Consider the following 14,452-nt stretch of genomic DNA (forward strand, 5'->3'; position numbering starts at 1 on the left):
GCGGCGCGCGTTCGGCCCCTCCCGTCGCGGATGCGCTGGTTTGCCCGCGGGAGAGGCCGCGCGCGTCAGGCGGGACACGGAATCGCCTCGCCGCAGCGCGGCGGGGCCGCGCGGCGCGCCTGCGCCGGGGCGCGCGGGCGCAGCAGCGCCGGGCGCGACCGGCCCGCGCTCGCGGCGCTACGGCGCGCCTGCGTCCGGCTTCGCGCGCTCCCGGGGCGTGATGACCGCATCCGGCGGCGGCGCGCCGGCGTCGCGGCGCGCCGGCGCTGCGTCACGGCGCGGCGCTGTGGCGTCACCGCGAGGCGGCGCCGCGGCGTCGCCGCGAGGCGCGTCGCTCCCGCCGCTCCCGTCGCTCTCGCGCGGCAGCCGCGGCGCGGGCGCCGGCCGCGCCGCGGGCTGACGGAGGCCGCGCAGCGAGGCGAGCCGCTCGACGAGGGCGCCGGCCTCCTCGGCCGACAGCTTCACGCGCGCGTGGAGCGAATTGCCGTCGGCGGCGATCGCGATGCGCTCGAGCACGGACCCGAGGCCGATGAGCCGCGTGGCGAGGTCGTCCGCGCGCGCGTCGCGGGCGGCGCGCATCGCCGCGCCGAGCTCGGCGCAGGGGGCCTCCGCGTCGCACAGGACGACGGCGTGGACCGCGATCTCGGGGCCGAGCGCGAGGCCGACGCCGCCGGCGCGGATGGCCGCGGCGGGCGACCTGCCGGCGCCGCTCAGCGCGAGCTCGCGCCCGAGCTCGGCGCGCTGCTCGGGCGTGAGCACCACGGTGACGCGCGCCGCGCCCTCGCCCACCGCGCGGGCGATGTCGTCGTGCTCGCCGCTCGCGCCGACCGCCGGGGTGCGCCCCTCGGCCGCGTCGATCATCGCGCGCAGGTACGCCCCGCCGCCGAGCAGGATCGGCCCGCCGGGGCGCACGGCGATCTCGCCGCTGCCCTCGGCGCTCGAGTCCCGCACCGCGCGGAAGCCGCCGACCGTCGAGACGACCGGCTGCCCGCCGCGGGCCTCGATGACCTTCGAGGCGCACGCGAGCAGCGCCTCGTCCTGCACGGCGCCGGCCGCGGCCAGCCCGAAGTCGCCGCCCTCGCCCGCCGCCGGGACGGCGATCGCGACCTCGGTCAGCGCGGCCACCGGGTCGAAGCCGCACACGTCGCGCACCTTGCCGAGCCCCGGGATCTCGCGCTCCTCGCGCAGGAACGAGGCGAACGCGGGCGAGCCGCGCAGCGCCGGGAGATCGAGCGTCGCGACGAGCAGCGCGCCCGCGGGCACGGCGTCGAGCGCGCGGGGCGCGGCGGGCGGCGTCTCCTGCCGCCGGCCGAGGAGCCAGGCGAGCCCGCCGCCGAGCAGGACGCCGACGAGCAGGAGGATGAGCCCGTCTCTCGTCCGCGTCTGCACGCGCGACCGTTAGCACAGGGCCGCGGCGGGCGCCCCGGGCTCCATCGCGCGGCGGTCGCGCGCTGCTCCGCGGCGGTCACGCGCGGCTCCGCGGCGGTCGCGCTCCGCCGCGCGGCGGTCGCGCTCCGCCGCGCGGCGGTCAGGCGCCGCTTCGCGGCCGCGGCGACCAGCGCGTCCGGCGGAGGACGTCGAACAGGGGCACGGTCACGTTGAAGTTCCAGCGCTTCATGAGCCGCGGGTCATGGTGCCTGCGGTGGTGCTCGCGCAGCCGCGCGAGCCCCGGGATCCTGTACACCGCGCTGTCCTCCGGCAGGTGATACGCGAGGTGCAGCCACTCGTAGCTGACGAAGAACCCCATCGCCGTCGCGAGCCCGAGCAGCGCCGCGTCCCGCGAGAACACGAGGCCCGCCGCCCCGGCGAGCGGCAGCAGCAGGCCGAGGACGAGCAGCGCCGAGCAGGGCGGCATCAGCACGAGCCAGAGCTCGCGGGCGCTCCGGAGCGCCATGTCGTCCGCCGTGAAGGCGAGGTGGTGCTCGCGCTCGTGCCGCTCGCACAGCACGCCGAGCAGCGGCGCCCGCCGGTGCAGCACGGACCGGTGCGCCCACCACTCGAAGGCGAAGGCGAGCAGCAGCGTCGCCGGGACCGCGAGGAGCTCGACCGCCTCGACGGCGTCGACGAGGCCCACCGCCGCCGCCAGCACCGCGAGGCCGACCGCCGTGGGGGCCGCAAGGTGGAGCGCCGGGCGGTACCCGCGCGGGATCCGCGCCGCGATCTCCGCGCGCCGCCGCGCCCGCGGAGGAGCCGGCTCGTTCACAGCCATGAAAAGACTATGAATTCCAAAAAAACAGAACGCAAGCGCGGGGCGGCGCGCCGCGGGGGCGCGTGATCAGCCTTCCTGGCGCTCTTCCTTCGTGTCCGCGCCGTCCTCGGGCGCGCCTCCGTCCGACGCGGGCGCGTTCCGCTCGAACAGCCCGCCGATGGCCTCGCCGATGCGGCCGATCTTCGCGGCGAGCAGCACCACGATCAGCAGGAAGGCCGTGAGGGCGATCTCGTTCGGGGAAGCGCCGAGCAGCATGTGCCGAGGTCTACCACGCTGCGCGCCGAGCAGGATCGCGACCGGGCGCACGCGGCGCGCGAGAGGCCTGCCGGAGGCGGGCGCACGCGGCGCGCGGCGGGAACATCGCGGGTCCGCGATCGCGTTTGACAGCCCGCCTGCGACCGTTGAGAGTCCAGGCAATGCGGGGGTTCTGGGTGCTCCGCTGGGACGCCGCCACGAGATGACTGCCGTGTCCGAGCTTCGCGACGACCACGAAGCCGTGCAGGCTCGCCTGCGCGCCGACGCCGTTCTGCTCGCCGACGCCTCGGCGGAAGGGGCGGCGATCGGCGCGGCGCTGCGGGGCCGGGGCTTCGAGGTGATCGCGGCGCCGATCGCCGACATCGAGGCGCGCCTCGAGACCGACGCCCCGCGCGTCGTCATCGTCGACATCGACCAGCCCGGCGCGATCGAGGCGCTCGAGCGCCTCTACCAGCGCCCTGGCGGCGTCGCCGCGTCGGTGCTGCTCGTCGGCGATCCGCTGCGCTCGGCGGACCTCGATCCGCAGCTCTTCGGGCAGGTCTTCGAGCGCCCCGTGGACATCGCCGAGCTCGCCGCGCACGTGAGCGCCGTCGCGGAGCCGGGGCGCTTCCGCGAGGAGCACGCCGCCGCCGCGCGCCTGCAGGCGGGTTATCCTGCCCCGATCGACAACGACGTCCCGTCGAACCCGGACTTCGCCAGCGAGCTCGACCCGCTCGACGTCGGCTCGGTGCTGCCGCCGCCGGAGGAGGACGGCGACACGATCGGGCCGCGGCTCCTGCCCGCGCGGATCAGCCCGGAGCTCGAGGAGATCCTCGTCGCGGCCGAGCAGCGGGTCACGGCCAAGGCGCACCCGTCGAGCATCCCGGCGGCCGAGGAGGACGTCGACCTGATGCTGTCGCCGGAGCTGCTGTCCGCGCTCGACGAGCCGCTCGATCCGGACGAGGAGGGGCCGCGGACCGGCGCGAGCGCGGGCCACGCGCAGCTCGCCGCCGGCTCGGCGTCGCAGCCGCGGACGAGCGACGGCCCGCACGGCGCCGCGGCCGCTCCGCAGCAGGCGTGGACGCGCGGGGAGACCACCGGGCCCGGCGACCCGATCGGGGAGCTCGCCGAGCCGGGCGAGGAGCACGAGGACGATCACCACGCCGAGCCGTCGCGCGACGCGGGGTTCGCGACGAAGCGCACCGGGCCCGAGCTCGCGGCGTACTCGAGCGGCCGCGAGGCGCACCTGCCCGTCAGGGACGAGCGCGATCACGCCGCGCCGGCGCGCCGGGGCGGCGCGCGCGACCTCGCGCCGCCGACGCCGCGCGACGCGGGCCGGCCGTACCCGTTCGGTTCGCCTCCGCCGCGCGTCGAGGCCGCGTGGGACAGGTCGCCCGCGCCGTCGCCGGCGCCGCGCGACGAGCCCGCGTGGGACCGCGCGCTGCCGGGCCACGCGCGCGAGGAGCTCGACTGGGCGCGCGCCCCGTCGGGCCGGGTGGAGCCGTCGTTCCACCAGCGTCACGCCGAGCCGCCGCCGACCCGGTCGCGCGGCGCGCGCGACCCGAGAGACGCGCGCGACCCGAGGGACGCGCGCGACCCGAGAGACGCGCGAACGGCCGGCATTTCACCGCCGGCGCCGCCCCCGCCGCCCCCGCCGCCCCCGCCGGGCTTCGCGTTCGTGTCGCCTCCCTCGGTCGAGGTGCGGACCGCGCTGCTGCCGCCGGGCGACGGGGCCGAGCTGGAGCCGGTGCCTCCAGCGCCCCTGCCGGTCCGCTCCACCGCGTCGGCGCGCGTCCCGGTGCCTCCTGCTCCGGCGACGGTCAGCGCGGCCACGCTCGGGCGCGGGCTCCTCCCGCCGACGCCGCCCGCCGCGTCGAGCGCGTTCGGCCGCATGCCCGTGCCTGCCCCGCCGTCCGTGGCCCTCTCCGGCGCGGCCGGGCGCGCGCCCGCTGCGCCGTCGCCCGCACCGTCGCCGTCGCCGCCCGTGCCGCTGGCGCCCGCGCCGTCGCCGCCCGCGCCGATGGGGCCCGTGCCGTCCGGGCCCGCCACGGTCAGCACGGGCGCGTTCGGTCGCGCCGCGCCGCCGCAGCCGGACGACGAGCCGCCGGCCTCCGACGAGGCCTCCTCGACGACGGTGCTCGGCCCGGGCGACGCGCCGCGCGCGCTCGCCCGCGCGGTGGGCAGCCGCGCCTCCGGCGCGCTCGCGATCGCGACCGAGGAGGGCGCGCGGCGCATCGTCCTGCACGACGGCGACATCGTCACGGCGGGATCGAGCCTCCCGGAGGAGACGCTCCTCGCGTTCCTCGTCGGGCGCGGCGACCTCGAGCGCGACGTCGCGGTGCGGCTCGCGGGCAAGCTCCCCGCCTCGGGCCGGCACGCCGGCGCGGCGCTCATCGCGCACGGCCACCTCGGCCAGGACGACCTCTGGCCGGTGCTGCGCGCGCACGCCGAGTGGGTCATCGGGCACGTCGTGCTCGTCGAGGCCGGGACGTGCGATCTGGAGCCCGAGCCGCCGGGCCGCCTCAAGGCCGAGCCGAACGTCTTCGGCGGGGCGACGGGCGCCGAGGTCTTCGTGGAGACGATCCGCCGCGTGATCGCCCCCGAGGTCGCCATGCGCCGCCTCGGCGGCCCCGGCGCGCGCCTCGACGACGGCGTGCGGCGCAACCTGCTCGGCGAGTGCGCGCTCCGGCGCGAGGAGGAGGAGCTCGTGCGCACGGCGCGCGGCCGCGCGGTCGGCGAGCTCGTGGGCTCGGCCGAGCCCGAGAGCGCCAGCGTCATCTACGCGCTCGTCTGCCTCGAGGTGCTCGACGTCCTCATCCCGCCGTCGGTCACCGAGGCGCCGCCGCCGCCGGTCGACGACCCGCTCGACGAGGAGGCGATCCGGCAGCGCGTCCGGGCGCGGCTCGCGCTCGTGGAGGACGGCGACTACTTCTCGATCCTCGGCATCCCGCGCGACGCGACGAACTACGAGATCCGCCGCGCGTACCTCGCGCTCCGCAAGGCGTTCGAGCCGTCGACCCTGCTCACCGCCGCCACCGTGGACCTGCTCGACGACGTGCGGCTCGTCATCGAGGTGCTCGACGAGGCCTACGAGATCCTGCGCGAGCCCCACCGGCGCGAGCGCTACCGGCGGGCGATCGAGGCGGGGCCGCCGTAGGGCGGCGGACCGCGAGCCGCCTCGGATTGTGGACGAGCCCCACGAGGGCCGCGGCGGCGTCGTGCTGCGGCCGCCGTCACTGTTCCTGGCTCCGCGGCTCGCCGGGGTCGGCTAACCTGAGGTCCCGCCGACGTCGGGGACCATGACGACCCTTCCCCCCTATGTAGAAGAGTTCGATGTCCGATCGGACGCGAACCACATCGCGCTGAAGGTTGCTCGATCCATCCTCGATGCGTGCCGGCCGTTCGAGTTCTCGATCGACGGTACCGTCATCAAGCTGGAGCCACATCGGCTACCCGCTGTGCCCTGGCCCGTCGGCACATGGGGCCTCGACGAGAAGCAGGACGGCCCCTGGCCGCAGCCCGTGCTCTTCGACTGCTCCTGGCGGGGGGGGAAGACCCAGATCGTCGCGTCGGCCCAGCGCGCGGGAGGAAAGTACCGTGACCTCGTCTCGCTCCTTCTCTCGGCCCGATCCGTCCCGCAGCAGCTCGTGTGGATCAACATCGCGGCCTGGCTGCGAGAGAGCTCCGTTGCCATGGTGTCGTTCGAGGCGTGGTTCAGCCTGTCCACGCGCATCCCGGACGATCCGGAGGAGAAGCTGCGTCGCGCCCGACGCATCACCGCCGTCAAGCGGCTCGTCCAGCGGTCCGGTCTGCCGCTCGCGTCCGACTCGAACACCGACGCGTTCCAGGTCGCGCTCCCCGAAGGGCGGGTGCTGCCCTCGCCCGACGTCGCGCTCCGCAGGCTCGCCTCGCTCGCGCTGCTGAAGCTCCCCTTCTGGGTGAAGAATCAGCGCGACGCCATCGACGGGCAGCCGTACCTCGATCCTGACCAGGCGACGCTCCTCGATTTGCCGGTGGATGTGGTGGTCGAACCCCTCGGACTCCTCGACATGGACGGCGCCGACGAGGCCCAGACGGGCGGAGCGGAGGCGGGCGAGCAAGGGGGCTCCGAGCCACCCTCGGCGGCTCCGGGGAGTCCTGCGCCCCGGCGTGATGCGCGCCTGGATCTGAAGCCCGAGCACGTCCAGCGATCCATGGACGAGCGCGGGCTGAAGGTCTCTGGCGCGCTGCTCGCTCAGCTCTGCGCCGCGCTGTCGTCGGGCAAGCACCTGCTCCTCGTCGGACCGCCGGGGACGGGGAAGACGGAGCTCGCCGAGGCGCTGGCGGACGGCGCGCGGGACGCGGGCTACTGCAACGGCCTGTTCGTGGCCACGGCCTCCGCGGACTGGAGTACCTTCGACACCATCGGCGGTTATGCCATGGAGCAAGGCGGTGGCTTCGCCTTCCGGCCGGGGGTCTTCCCGCGCGCGCTCAACGAGCAGAAATGGCTGCTCCTCGATGAGGTGAACCGCGCCGACGTCGATCGATGCTTCGGCGAGCTCATGACCGTGCTCGCAGGCGGATTCACGGACACGAGCTACACGCTGCCGGATGGCACGGCCGTCTCCATCGGTCCGCGTGAAGGGGACACCTACCGTGTCACCGCGCCCTTCCGGGTGATCGCCACCATGAACACGTGGGACAAGACCTCCCTCTTCCGCCTGTCCTATGCGGTCCAGCGTCGCTTCGCGGTGGCTTACATCGGGCCGCCCGACGACGCGACCTACGCGAGCGTCATCGAGCTCCACGCGACGACGCCCGACGACGCGGCCCCGCCTCTGGGAGCCGAGGCGCTCGCGCGCATGAAGCGCCTCTTCCGCGCCTCGGGCCTGCTCGCGCACCGGCCCGTCGGACCGGCCATCGCGCTCGACATGGTGCGCTATCAGCGGCGAAGACTGGCCGAGGGAGATGGGCTCGCCGAGGCGATAGCGCTCTTCATGCTGCCGCAGCTCGAAGGGCTCGACGCGGATCCCGCGGCCAAGGTGTTCGGTCTGTTCCGCGGCGCGCTCGCGGGGTGGGCCGGAGATGAGGCTCTCGCAGACCTGCGTGCGCGGTACCGCGACCTGTTTCCAGCCGTGATGCTGCCCGAGACATGAGCTCGTGGGAGGACGAGCTCCGAAAGCACTTCCCGGGTTACCTTCTCCCGGCCTCGGCGCGCCAGGCGCTCTCGCGCGAGGCAGCCGAGCGTTTCCTCTCGAGGCTGGGGCATCGCGTGGACCTGCTCGACCTGCTCCTCGCCGCGAGCGCGCTCTCGCCCCTGGCTGACGAGGTGCGCGCGTTCACCAGGGAGCTCACGCTCATCGCGCGCGAACTGGCGTCGCGGACGCAGATCCAGCGCATCGAGGCCAGGGGCCACATCCGCGGCCGCCTCGACGTGCCAGGCACGCTGCGGGCCCGAGCCTCCGGAGCCCCGGACAGCGTGACGTCGCGTGTGCCTGAGCGCCGCTTCGACCTGCCCGAGAACGTGCTGCTGGTCGCGACAGCGGAACGGCTCGCGGCGCTCCTCGCGCGGCTGGAGCAGAGCGGCGTGATCGCGAAGGGCACCAAGAAGAGCTGGGCCAAAGGTTTCGCCGAGGACGCTGAAACCATTCGACATGCGCTGACCTCCACGCGGCTGCACGACGTGCCCAGGGCTCCTGTCCTGGCGGTTCACGAGCAGGCCGCGCGCGCAGCGCGCCACCCGGCCTACCGACGCGCGCTCTGCCTGCACGAGGCGATGAAGCGCATGGACACGAACGATGCGGTCGCCATCGCGCGCCTCGTTGCTGAGGGGGCGCTCGCGCCCATGGACGCCGCGACGCGCTTCGAGCTCGCGGTCTTGATCCGCCTCGGCCGGCAGATCGAGGACGCGCTGAGGGCACGCGGCGTGACCGCGGAGCTGCATCGCGCCTTGATCGAACCCCGCCGCGCGGAGGTCTTCGACTTCGCGGCGGGAGGCGCTCATCTCCGGGTGCTTTACAACCAGGTCTGCTTCGACGATCTGGGGCCGCGCGATCGGGGGATGCGTCACTACTTCGACAACGACGGCCGGTTTCGGCCCGACCTCACGATCGAGCTCGTCCGCGACGCGAAGCGCATCCGCGCCGTGGTGATCGAGGTGAAGCTCTCCGACAAGCGCGACTACCTGGAGCGGGGCTACCACGAGGCGCTGCTGTACCGCGCGGAGTACGACAAGGATCTCACGGGCTGGCCCAAGGCGATCCTGGTCGTGTCCAGCGCGGCCATCCATGGGTCGCCCCGGCGTGAAGATGATGTCATCGCGGTGGACTGGGCGAACTGGGTGCCCGATACGGTGCTGGACGGGCTGCTCGACGGCTTCGGCGCACCTCACGTCGCGCGCAGCGCGACGCCGAAGGGGTGAGCGAGGCACGGGTGGTGGCGTGCAGGCTCAGCCAACGGACGGCAGGTACGTCGCCACGGTGAGCCGACGGTGACCGGGCGCCCGGCTTGACGCCGGAAGCACGCTCGACCAGCGTAGACCCCATGGGCGTCGAGCTGAAGGTCACCTTTGAAGGGGACGAGCCTGGGCTGGCGCAGCACCGCCTCAGCCTCTCGTCGTTCGGGGAGTCGCTCAAGCTCCTGCTGTCCGCGCTGCAACGGACCGCGTCGGGCATCCTTGCCTCCGCGCTGGACGATGCGGACTACGGCACCCGAGGGGGGAGGCTAGCCTCGGACGCCAGGCTACTGGACCTCGAGCTCGCTTCGCTGGAGAAAGGCTCCGCAGCTCCTACCTTTGTCTGCACGGCCCGGCCCGGCCCCCAGCTACGCATACCTAGCTTCGATGTGCTCGGTGAACAGGCTGTGTTGCGTTTGGTTCAAGACCTGGATGCCGAGCGCCAGGGCAAGCCAGTGAACGGATCCGCGCGGAAGTACCTCCGGTCGCTGCCGGCCGGGGTGCGCGTCCAGCGCTACAGCGCTTATTCTGACGGTCGGCTGCTCGCCGACGTGCAGTTTGGCGAGCTCGCGCTGCCGTCCACTCCTGTCCAGGGATCTCGGCTGCTCAGGCTGCGTGGCCGCATCACCAGCGTCGGCTTCGACCCTGGGTCGAGCTACGTGGCCATCAAGACGAGCAGCCGCACTGTGCGGTGTGCAGCCTCATCCGACCAGGTGGAGCGCGCGCTTCCACTGCGCCACAAGGACGTGGTCGCCGCTGTGCTCGACGGGCAGAAGCCGTCACTGGTCTGGATCCTGGATGCGGCGACCCCGCCACCCCGCGTACCGATCGAGAGTACGGTAGACCACCTGCGCGCGAGCTGGGTGGAGACGATGCGGATCCTCGCTCAATGAACGAGGACTTTCACTGGGCCTTCGTGGGGGTCGAAGAAGTGCTTCAGTTGCACGCCGCCGCTATCGACCAGTACGGCGGAGATCCATCCATGGTACCCAAGGCTGGATGCGTTGAAGGAAGCATCGGAAACGCGGTCACCGCTTCGATGTACGTAGCAGAGGACGGAGAACCCGACCTGCTGGTATCGGTCGCCTACCTGCTCGTATATCTCGCCAAGAATCACTGCTTCGTCGATGGGAACAAGCGCGTGGCTTGGAGCGCCCTGTTACGTGTTCTGGACGCGAACGGCTTCCGGATCGTCGCGGAGCAGGAAGACGCGGCGAAGCTGGTCAACGACGTGGCAAGCGGTGTCATCGACGTGCACGGTGTCTTGAGCTGGCTCTCGTCACCAGACCGGATCACGGCTGCTCCTGGCTGGATGGCTACCGTCTGATCATCCCGGCCGGGTGAGCCGAGAGTGGCCTCGGGTTCGTCGAGCAGGCTCAGTCGTACCATCCGCCTCGACCCCGCGGGGCGCGCCGAGCCCCGCGCGTGCCTCGACGGCCCATGTGGAGCGCCAGGACGGCACCCACCGGCATCGGAACGGCTGCGTGCATCGGCTCTGCGGGCGATCCGGATATCCGTGCGGTTCTTGAGTCCGTCGATGGCTCAAGGACGAGCCAGGGCGGCGGCGTGGTGGGCAAGGCCCGCCCCTTGCAAGCGGTCGCGCTGCAGGAGGCATCATGTCCAAGGCGAGCGAATTCATCGAGGCCCTGCGCAGGATCGAGGAGAGCGGCGACGTCGAGCCCATGGCGCGGCTGTTCGGGCCGGACGCCGAGCTCAGCAACCCGGCGATCACCAGGCCGCTCCACGGCCAGGACGGCGCCCGCAATTTCTGGCGCAGCTACCGCCACACGTTCGGCGAGGTGCAGTCCGATTTCCGGTGCGTCGTCGAGTCCGACAAGGTCTCCGTGCTCGAGTGGAAGAGCCACGGGACGCTGGCGAACGGGGTCGTGTTCTCGTACGAGGGCGTGAGCGTCCTCGAGCACCCCACCGGCGCCATCACGCGGTTCAAGGCGTACTTCGACCCGAGGGCCCTCGGGCTCCACCACATGGAGCGTGCGGCATAACGCCTCTCATCAGCGGGAGCACGCGGCATAACGCCGCTCGCCGGCCCGCGCGATGGCGTCGACGACGACCTGCCCCTGCTCGACGCCCACGAGCGCAGCGGACCCCTCCTCGAGCTGGCCGCGGAGGATGAGATCGGCGAGCGGCGCCTCGATGAGGCGCGCGATCGTGCGCTTCATCGGCCGGGCGCCGAGCTCGGGGTCGAACCCGCCCGCGTCGAGCAGCGCGTCGATCGCCTCCGGCTCGACCTCGAGCACGACGCCGCGCGCGTCGAGCTCGCGCTCGAGCCCGCCCAGCAGCCGGCGCGTGATCTCGGCGACGTCCGCCCGCGTGAGCGGCGCGAAGCAGAGGACCTCGTCGATGCGGTTGTAGAGCTCCGGCGGGAGCGCGGCGCGGGCCGCGGAGAGCATCGTGTCGGCGAGGCGCTCGGTCGAGACGCCCTGCGAGGCGCGCGCGAAGCCGACGGACCGCTCGGCCTTGAGCGCGCCCGCCTCGGCCGCGCCGAGGTTCGAGGTCATCACGAGGACGGTGTTCGTGAAGTCCACGCGCCGCCCGCGGCCGTCGGTCAGGCGGCCCTCGTCGAAGACCTGCAGGAACGCCTCGAGCACGTCGCGGTGCGCCTTCTCGATCTCGTCGAGCAGCACCACCTGGTAGGGCCGCCGCCGCACCGCCTCGGTGAGCTGGCCGCCCGCCTCGTGGCCCACGTAGCCGGGCGGCGCGCCGACGAGCCGCGCCACCGCGTGCGACTCGGCGTACTCGGAGAAATCGAGCCGCGTCATGGCGTCCGGCGAGTGGAACAGCGCCTCGGCGATCGCCTTCGCCGTCTCCGTCTTGCCGACGCCGGTCGGGCCCAGCAAGAGGAACGACCCGATGGGGCGGCGCGCGCGGAGGCCTGCCGCGTTCCTGCGGAGGACGCGGGCGATGCGGCCGAGCGCCTCGCCGTGGCCGACGACCCGCTCGGCGAGCAGCGTCTCCAGCGCGAGCATGCGCTCGCGGTCGGTCTCGAGGAGCCGCTCGACAGGCAGGTCGGCGAGCTCCGCGACCACCTCGGCGACCTCGGGGGGGCCCACCTGCCGCGCGGCCTCGGGCAGGGCTGCGCGCGCGCCCGCCGCGCTCTTCTGCGCGGATGGCGTCTGTCGCGTTTGTTGCGTCTGTTGCGCCCGGCGCCGCGTGCGCGCGCCCGCGAGGTCGAGGATCGAGAGCGCCTTGTCGGGCAGCGCGCGCCCGGGCAGGTAACGCACCGACCAGGCGACGGCCGAGGCCAGCGCCTCGTCGGTGAACGCGAGCCCGTGGTGCGCGCCGAGCCCGACGGCGACGCTCCGGAGCAGCAGGAACGCCTCGTCCTCCTCGGGCTCGTCGATCTCGACGACCGTGAAGCGCCGCGCGAGCGCCGGGTCGACCTCGATGCTCTTCCTGTACTCCTCGGGCGTGGCGGTGCCGATCAGCGTGATCTCGCCGCGGGCGAGCGCGAGCTTGAGCTCGGCCATCGCCTCGTCGAGCGCGCCGCTTCCGAACAGCTCCGACATCCCGTCGATGAACAGGATCACGCGCCCGCCCGCCTCGCGGAGCTCGGTCCGCAGCGCGGCGAGGCGCTCGCTGAGCGCGCCGCGCGCGCCCGTGCCGGCGAGCAGCTCCGACGGCACGAGCTCGACGACGATGCGGGGCTCCTGCTCCTCGAAGGTCAGCCGCTGCGCGATGCCGCGCGCGACCGACGTCTTGCCCACGCCCGCCGGGCCGAGGAGGCACGGGTTGTTGGCGTGGCGCTTGGCCAGCACGTCGAGCGCCTGCTCGATCTCGCGCTCGCGGCCGACGATCGGCTCGAGCTCGCCCTGCGCCGCCGCGAGCGAGAGGTTGTGGCCAAGCGAGGTGAGGGCCGGGAAGCGCGAGCGGTCGAGGGTGAAGCGCGCAGCGACGGAGCCTGCCGCGGACGAGGGCGCCGAGGACGGCCACCCCGCTGCGGTGAGGGGCGGCGCGGCCGCGTCGTCCGCCGCCGGGGCGCGCCGGGGCGCGGCCGCGAGGGCGGCGGTCGGCTCGGCGAAGGAGGGCGCCTCGGTTCGCGCGTCGCTCCCCGCCGGGGCCGCGGCGGGGCGCGGGCGCGGCGGCGGGAACAGCGGCACCGTGACGCCCGGGCCGGCGCCCTTGGCGGGCCTGGGCTCCGGCGCGGCGAGGCCGGCGCCCCTGGCGGGCCTGAGCTCGCTCACGGCGAGGCCGGCGCCCCTGGCGGGCCTGAGCTCGGTCACGGCGACGCCCCTTCCGGGCCGCAGCTCCGCGGGCGTGCGCGCCGGCTCGGCGGCCTCGCCGCGGGCGCGGCGGGCCGGGGGGGCCTTGGCGGCCGGCTTCTCCGGGGCGCCGTCGTCGAGGCCCGCGCGCGGCGGCAGCGAGCGCCGCGCCTGCACGACGCCGAGCGCGAGCTGGAGCGCCGCGGTGCGCAGCCGCGCGAGGTCGACGCCCGACTGCGTGAGCGCCCGGTGCGCGGCCGAGCTTCGGTCGGACAGCAGCGCGAGCAGCAGGTGGAGGGCGGCGGGCTCCTTCGCCGTCGCGCGCTTCGCGACGTCGCGCGCGCCGCCCATGGCCCGGCCGATCGGGTCGGGGCCCTCGTCGTCGACGGAGCGGGTCGCCTTGAGCAGCGCCTCGTCGTCGAGCCGCCTGTCGCGCAGGAGCTCCGCGGCGGGGCCTCCGCGCAGGGCGATGGCCGCGAGGAGGTGCACGCTCGACAGGCGCTCCTTGCGCTGGGCGGCGAGGTCCTGCGCGAGCTTGCGCAGCGTGACGAGCTCGGCGTGGGAGCGAGGGCTGGTCATCCTTGCAGAGGTCTCCAGCCCCCCGGTTCGCACGCCCCGTGCAGGCGGGCCAAATTTCGGACCGGCGGTCCGGCGGCGGGCTTCACGCGCGTCCCGGAGCGCGGCGACGTGGCAGAAGCGGGCAGGCGGGTGGGACCCGTCTCCGGTGGACGTGCCCTCCATCCAAAAGATGGGTGGCACCCATCTCCCGATGGACGGGCTCCCGCGCCTGCAGCGCTATGCCTGACCCGAGCCAGGTCTCGATCACGGCGACCGCCTCCGGCTGCGGAACCATGAATACGCAGGTCGGGGGCCTCAACAAGGAATACGCGCTCACGTTCGATGGCGCTCGCGGGGCCGCGACGACTTTGCCACGTACGACGTCGCCTGTGACGTCGAGGTCACCTGTACGTCTCCAGCGGGCTACACGTTCGATGCGCCGTCCCTGGATGTGTTTGGTGACGTGTATCCCGAAGACGCGGCTGTCGTCACGGTTCAAGCGAGCCAATCGCTGGCCGGCACGGCCAGCGTCTCCAGGACGTTCGAGGACATCGACACGGACGTCGAAGGCGTGTTCGAGCTGCTCTCTATCCCTGCCGGGGGACAGGCGGGCAGCGCCCCGTGTGGCGCCACCTCGGCTACGGTCAATGTGCAGCTCCGTGCCGCGATCGGCGGCACGGGAAGAGCGTCCGTCGAGCTCAACTATCTTGATGGGCTGATCCCCTGGCGCCGCTGTCAATGAACCGACCCAGGCCCTGCCGCCGCGTCGGCGGCTCGCGCTGTCCTGTCACCCTGCGA

11 protein-coding genes are annotated in these 14,452 nt (G+C 74.1%); 7 read left to right on the top strand and 4 right to left on the bottom strand.

The genetic code is table 11. From position 1 onward, the window contains the following. Positions 1-177: 177 nt before the first annotated feature. From WMF24_RS44890 to WMF24_RS44900, 3 genes are all read right to left on the bottom strand, one after another. Positions 178-1,389: a hypothetical protein gene (locus tag WMF24_RS44890; RefSeq protein ID WP_437733624.1), complete on the bottom strand. Its 1,212-nt coding sequence runs from the start codon at positions 1,387-1,389 to the stop codon at positions 178-180. 139 nt (positions 1,390-1,528) lie between these two features. Next, positions 1,529-2,209 (bottom strand): sterol desaturase family protein, encoded by a 681-nt coding sequence (locus tag WMF24_RS44895; RefSeq protein WP_437733625.1) that lies wholly within the window; start codon positions 2,207-2,209, stop codon positions 1,529-1,531. Positions 2,210-2,275: 66 nt separating this feature from the next. Next, a complete protein-coding gene (locus WMF24_RS44900) occupies positions 2,276-2,464 on the bottom strand; it encodes a hypothetical protein (RefSeq protein ID WP_437733626.1) in 189 nt (62 codons plus the stop codon). A gap of 211 nt (positions 2,465-2,675) precedes the next feature. On the opposite strand from WMF24_RS44900, the gene WMF24_RS44905 reads away from it, so the two are divergent. The 6 genes from WMF24_RS44905 (at position 2,676) to WMF24_RS44930 (ending at position 10,879) form a co-directional block, all read left to right on the top strand. Continuing rightward, positions 2,676-5,600, top strand: a complete 2,925-nt coding sequence (locus tag WMF24_RS44905; protein ID WP_437733627.1) for a DUF4388 domain-containing protein — start codon at positions 2,676-2,678, stop codon at positions 5,598-5,600. A gap of 142 nt (positions 5,601-5,742) precedes the next feature. Continuing rightward, the gene (locus WMF24_RS44910; RefSeq protein ID WP_437733628.1) at positions 5,743-7,578 is read left to right on the top strand and encodes an AAA family ATPase; all 1,836 of its coding nucleotides are present in this window, start codon (positions 5,743-5,745) and stop codon (positions 7,576-7,578) included. Continuing rightward, positions 7,575-8,843 (top strand): hypothetical protein, encoded by a 1,269-nt coding sequence (locus WMF24_RS44915; RefSeq protein WP_437733629.1) that lies wholly within the window; start codon positions 7,575-7,577, stop codon positions 8,841-8,843. Before WMF24_RS44910 ends, WMF24_RS44915 begins: the two co-directional genes overlap by 4 nt. A 122-nt stretch (positions 8,844-8,965) precedes the next feature. Then, complete coding sequence (locus WMF24_RS44920; RefSeq protein WP_437733630.1) at positions 8,966-9,769, top strand: hypothetical protein; 804 nt, start codon at positions 8,966-8,968, stop codon at positions 9,767-9,769. Beyond that, positions 9,766-10,203 (top strand): type II toxin-antitoxin system death-on-curing family toxin, encoded by a 438-nt coding sequence (locus tag WMF24_RS44925; RefSeq protein WP_437733631.1) that lies wholly within the window; start codon positions 9,766-9,768, stop codon positions 10,201-10,203. The genes WMF24_RS44920 and WMF24_RS44925 overlap by 4 nt, the downstream gene beginning before the upstream one ends. A gap of 289 nt (positions 10,204-10,492) precedes the next feature. Then, complete coding sequence (locus WMF24_RS44930; RefSeq protein WP_437733632.1) at positions 10,493-10,879, top strand: nuclear transport factor 2 family protein; 387 nt, start codon at positions 10,493-10,495, stop codon at positions 10,877-10,879. A gap of 9 nt (positions 10,880-10,888) precedes the next feature. Here WMF24_RS44930 and WMF24_RS44935 read toward each other — a convergent pair whose 3' ends face one another. Further along, a complete protein-coding gene (locus WMF24_RS44935) occupies positions 10,889-13,675 on the bottom strand; it encodes an AAA family ATPase (RefSeq protein ID WP_437733633.1) in 2,787 nt (928 codons plus the stop codon). Positions 13,676-13,979: 304 nt separating this feature from the next. On the opposite strand from WMF24_RS44935, the gene WMF24_RS44940 reads away from it, so the two are divergent. Continuing rightward, complete coding sequence (locus WMF24_RS44940; protein WP_437738934.1) at positions 13,980-14,396, top strand: DUF4360 domain-containing protein; 417 nt, start codon at positions 13,980-13,982, stop codon at positions 14,394-14,396. Positions 14,397-14,452: the final 56 nt, after the last annotated feature.

It is taken from the genome of Sorangium sp. So ce1335 (genome assembly GCF_051521615.1).
Classification (GTDB): domain Bacteria; phylum Myxococcota_A; class Polyangia; order Polyangiales; family Polyangiaceae; genus Sorangium.